Raw genomic sequence first — 4,528 nt, 5'->3', positions numbered from 1 at the left:
TCCCCTTGTCAGGGGAGTTGGGGATTTAGGGGGTTGGCTGTGCATTAGGAGTGTCTATGTAATTCTAAAATCTACCATAGAAACGGTATTAGATAATCCAGAGTAGCCTAAGAACGTCCTATGTTCAAACTTAGCAGACTTTTTCTTATCAGGGAACATTCCGGATAATGAATAGACCAAGAGTCTTTGCTGACTTTCATAACGCCGACCCGAAAGGCAGACTACGTTTGAACTGTGTCGGTACAGTAGAAGATCTCGCATGTCAGAAAATCTCCTTGCGAGACGGGCAATCACTTGTCCTCTACAGTGAAGAGCTAGAAGTCGATGGAGTCGTCCAATACTCCAAAGAAGAAAATCTGTGGGTTGCCGTCATTGATTGGGATGCAATCCGAGAGGTCACACCCACTGCATCTCAACCAAAACATCAAATCAGTGACGCTGCCAACTAATCCACTAGAGACTGTGGTAACGGATGTAGATCTGCTTATTTACCCTTTTTAGCAAGGATACCAGACTGACTTATGCGAGCGTTTATCATACGCCGGCTGATACTGATCATCCCCCTTCTTTTTCTGATCTCCGTTATCTCCTTTGCCACGATCTTGCTGCCGCCCGGAAGCTATGTGGAGACCTACGTCCAAAATCTCGAACGCACAGGATTCATAATGGATCAGGGGCAAATCGAGGCAATCTATAAACAGTACGGACTAGACCAACCCGCTGTGCTGCAGTACATCCTGTGGATGAGCAACTTTCTATTCAAAGGTGAAATGGGGCGATCCTTCATCTACCAACGCCCGGTGAAAGACATCATCATGGAACGGCTGCCCATGTCTGCAACGATAGCCTTAGCCTCTTTGATAGTCACTTGGCTAATAGCTATCCCCATCGGCGTTTACTCTGCGCTGAGACAGTATTCGGTGGGAGATTACGTTGCCACTGTCATCGGCTTTGTCGGGCTCGCTTTACCCAACTTCCTATTGGCATTGGCAATCGGATATTGGGTGTTTGCTGGCACCGGCAGAGCGATCACAGGTCTGTTTTCCATTGAGTACAAAGGCGCACCTTGGTCAATTGACAAGTTCGTCGATCTGCTAGGGAATATTTGGCTCCCAATCGTGGTCATCGCCAGTGCAGGCACCGCATCGCTGATCCGCATCCTGCGCGCTACCCTGCTCGACGAAAAAAACAAACAGTACGTTACTACCGCACGGGCAAAAGGATTACCAGAGCGAAGGTTGATTATGAAATATCCGGTACGGGTCGCGATTAATCCGCTCATCAGCACCATCGGCTGGACGCTGCCGTTTATCGTCAGCGGCGAGATCATTGTCTCTCAAACCTTGGGCTTGGAAACGCTGGGGCCCGTACTCCTATCAGCGGCTTTGGGGGAGGATATGTTTCTGGTCGGCAGCATCGTGATGATCTTAAGCAGCCTCACAGTTGTGGGCACACTGCTTTCAGATATCCTGCTCGCATGGGTGGATCCGCGCATTCGCTTCGAAAGAATTCGCACTTAAACAAACCATAAGAGAAACCGAGTTTTTTCTTCAAAACTCGGTTTCTGTTGCACCATTTCTTAATATGAGCCATCGCCTCAAATCTAATCCAGACAAGTGTTCACCAATTCAATGAACCAATGAACCAATGAACTAATATACCAATGAACCAAACACCAATCCACTCATTCTTTTCAAGAATCACCTCCGGTTACGTCGGATGGAGAGAAGCCCGTGCGCGTCGGCTACAGGAAAGCCTATACTACGCCTCGCAACGCAAATTGGTCTGGCACGCTTTCAAAAAGCATACACTCGCCCATATCTCACTTGTCGTTCTAGCGATACTCTACTTTGTTTCAATTTTTGCTGACTTCTTTGCCCCTTTTGGTCCCCTTGAGCGATTTAAGGATTTCAATGACGCTCCACCAACTAGCATTCACCTTATCAACACAGACGGAAAATTAAGCCTTCTTCACATCTATGAAGTCAAAAGAAATCTAAACACTACCACCTTTAAGTATGAATATTCAAAAGATCGGTCAAAGCCACATCCCATTCGCTTCTTTGTAAAGACAGAACCGTATAAACTGTTGGGGTTTATCCCTATGCAGCACAAATTTTTCGGTCTTGAAAACCGAGAAGTCCCACTCCTACTATTTGGATCAGATCGATTGGGTCGAGATGTTTTCTCCAGAATCCTCTTCGCCGGACGCATCTCCCTGTTTATCGGTTTTGGTGGTGTGCTAGTAGCCTTTATTTTGGGCAGTATCTTGGGGGGCATCTCCGGCTATTACGGCGGCGTGATCGATGAAGCCATCCAACGGGTCATCGAGGTGTTGATCAGCGTCCCCGACATCCCGATCTGGATCGCCCTGTCCGCTGCACTTCCCCGCGATTGGGGAACAATCAACATCTATTTTGCAATTACCTTGATTCTATCGATTCGAGGCTGGACAGGACTGGCACGTGTGGTCCGAGGCAGAATTATCAGCTTGCGTGAAGAAGAGTTCGCGCTAGCAGCCAGAGCTGCTGGGGCAAGCGATAAACGCATCATCTTCAAACATCTGCTACCCGCCTTCAGCAGCTATCTGATTGTTCACATGACCTTGGCGATACCCGGTATGATCTTGGGTGAAACGGCACTCAGCTTCCTGGGGCTTGGCATCCGACCGCCGGCGGTAAGCTGGGGCACCCTACTGCAAGAAGCGCAGGATGTAAACGTCCTCGCTAACTTCCCTTGGATGCTTATCCCAGCACTCTTTGTTGTCGGAGCCATTCTCATGTTCAATTTCGTCGGCGATGGATTACGCGATGCAGCCGACCCCTATGCTTCGTCGAGATAACAAATTTATAACCAATGGTGCTAGTTTGCAGCTGTTGATAACCTGAAACGTGATGCGTGAAACGTAAAAATCATGGGTTCAGCGGTTCATTTAGCCTCAGCGGGGCGACATGTCTATAGTACATAGATAAACAAATACCCGAAAGCCCCAGCGGGGCGACATGTGAATTCTAAAAATAAATAGACACTTTCGCTCCCCATGTTTGGTAGGCGCTGTTTCCAACTGCGCCGGTTTGGAGTGTCTAAATAATTCTAAAATCTACTATAATACCTATGCCTGAAGACAACACTGAAGATCTCATTCTGGAAATTAAAAACCTGAAAACCCACTTCACCCTCGACACGGGAACAATCCGCGCAGTTGATGGAGTGGATTTGACGATTTCGCGCGGCAAAACTTTGGGGGTAATCGGCGAGAGCGGTTGCGGTAAGTCAGTCACAGCCCATTCGATTCTGAGGCTTATCCCGTCTCCGCCCGGCAAGATTGTTGATGGTGAAATCCTGCTGTACCGAGACGGCGAGGTCATTGATCTCACTAAACTCAAACCTACAGAAGAAGCGATGCGAAATATCCGGGGAGACGACATCGGCATGATCTTCCAAGAACCGATGACCTCATTTGGTCCCCTGCATACGATTGGCGAACAAATTACGGAGACAATTCTAATCCATAAGAAGGCAGCCGACAAGAGCGAGGCAAGCGATCAAGCAATTGACCTGTTACGTCAAGTGGGTATTCCCAATCCAGAACAACGTATTGACGCCTATCCTCATGAGTTTAGCGGCGGCATGCGCCAACGCGCTATGATTGCCATGGCACTCTGTTGCTCGCCCATGCTCCTGATTGCCGATGAACCGACAACCTCGCTCGATGTCACAATCGAAGCACAGATTCTGGAACTCCTGACCGATCTGCAAGCACAAACAGGGATGGCAATCATGCTCATCTCGCACAATCTGGCGGTTGTTTCGGAGATGGCAGATGACATTGCGGTCATGTATCTTGGCAAACGGGTTGAGTTTGGCACAACCGATGCAATTTTTGATAATCCGCTACACCCTTACACCCAAGGACTGTGGCGATCTATCCCCAGCGTGGACGGTCCCCTCGAAAAACTCGTGCCGATTCCGGGCGTTGTTCCCAGCCCTAGGGACCTGCCGCCGGGCTGTGTTTTCGCCTCCCGCTGCTCCGAGTTCATGCCCGGTATCTGCGACGCACCGAAACCGGTCCCAATCATTGAGACAGAACCCAACCACTTTGTTGCTTGTTATCTCTACGGTAACGAGTAAATTTAATCCAAGTTGCTGGAGGAGGCTAACGTTTGACAACCTGAACAACTCTTGACGCACTTGATATGATTCCGAATTCTGTAGGTCGATTTTCCAAAATCGACGGTTTAGTGTCGAGATGTGAATCTCGACCTACAGGTGCTTGATGGCCGACGCAAGGGAATCGTGGAGGTACAACTATGATTCAAAGCAACCAAGAACACAAAATAATCAAAGAGCAACTAGAGAGCTAGAGAAACGGTTAGAAAAAGTAGAGAAACGTCAACCCTACCCCAACCAGAAATACTCTCGCGCCAGCCTCAAAAAAATGATTAGCCGTTTACCAAAAAATCCTTTAGGTCTAAAGCCCAAGCATTTGTGCTTTGGATACAGATTGCTTTAGCACGGTTTTGCGTTG

Annotated in this window: 4 protein-coding genes; all 4 read left to right on the top strand. The window is 48.4% G+C overall.

Going from position 1 to position 4,528, the window contains the following annotated elements:
* Positions 1-167 precede the first annotated feature (167 nt).
* On the top strand, positions 168-449 hold the full coding sequence (locus J4G02_11110) for a hypothetical protein (GenBank protein MCE2395125.1): 282 nt from the start codon (positions 168-170) through the stop codon (positions 447-449).
* Positions 450-521: 72 nt separating this feature from the next.
* Positions 522-1,520 carry an ABC transporter permease gene (locus J4G02_11105; GenBank protein MCE2395124.1) on the top strand — a complete coding sequence of 333 codons (999 nt, stop codon included), beginning with the start codon at positions 522-524 and terminating at the stop codon, positions 1,518-1,520.
* A 143-nt stretch (positions 1,521-1,663) separates the two neighbouring features.
* On the top strand, positions 1,664-2,842 hold the full coding sequence (locus J4G02_11100; GenBank protein ID MCE2395123.1) for an ABC transporter permease: 1,179 nt from the start codon (positions 1,664-1,666) through the stop codon (positions 2,840-2,842).
* Between the two features lie 272 nt (positions 2,843-3,114).
* Entirely contained in the window at positions 3,115-4,131 is a 1,017-nt protein-coding gene (locus J4G02_11095; GenBank protein MCE2395122.1) for an ABC transporter ATP-binding protein, read from the top strand.
* Positions 4,132-4,528: the final 397 nt, after the last annotated feature.

The sequence above is a fragment of the Candidatus Poribacteria bacterium genome (assembly GCA_021295755.1).
Classification (GTDB): Bacteria; Poribacteria; WGA-4E; order WGA-4E; family PCPOR2b; genus PCPOR2b.
The sequence above is the reverse complement of the archived record's forward strand: the minus strand, read 5'-3'. Positions and strand labels throughout refer to the sequence as shown.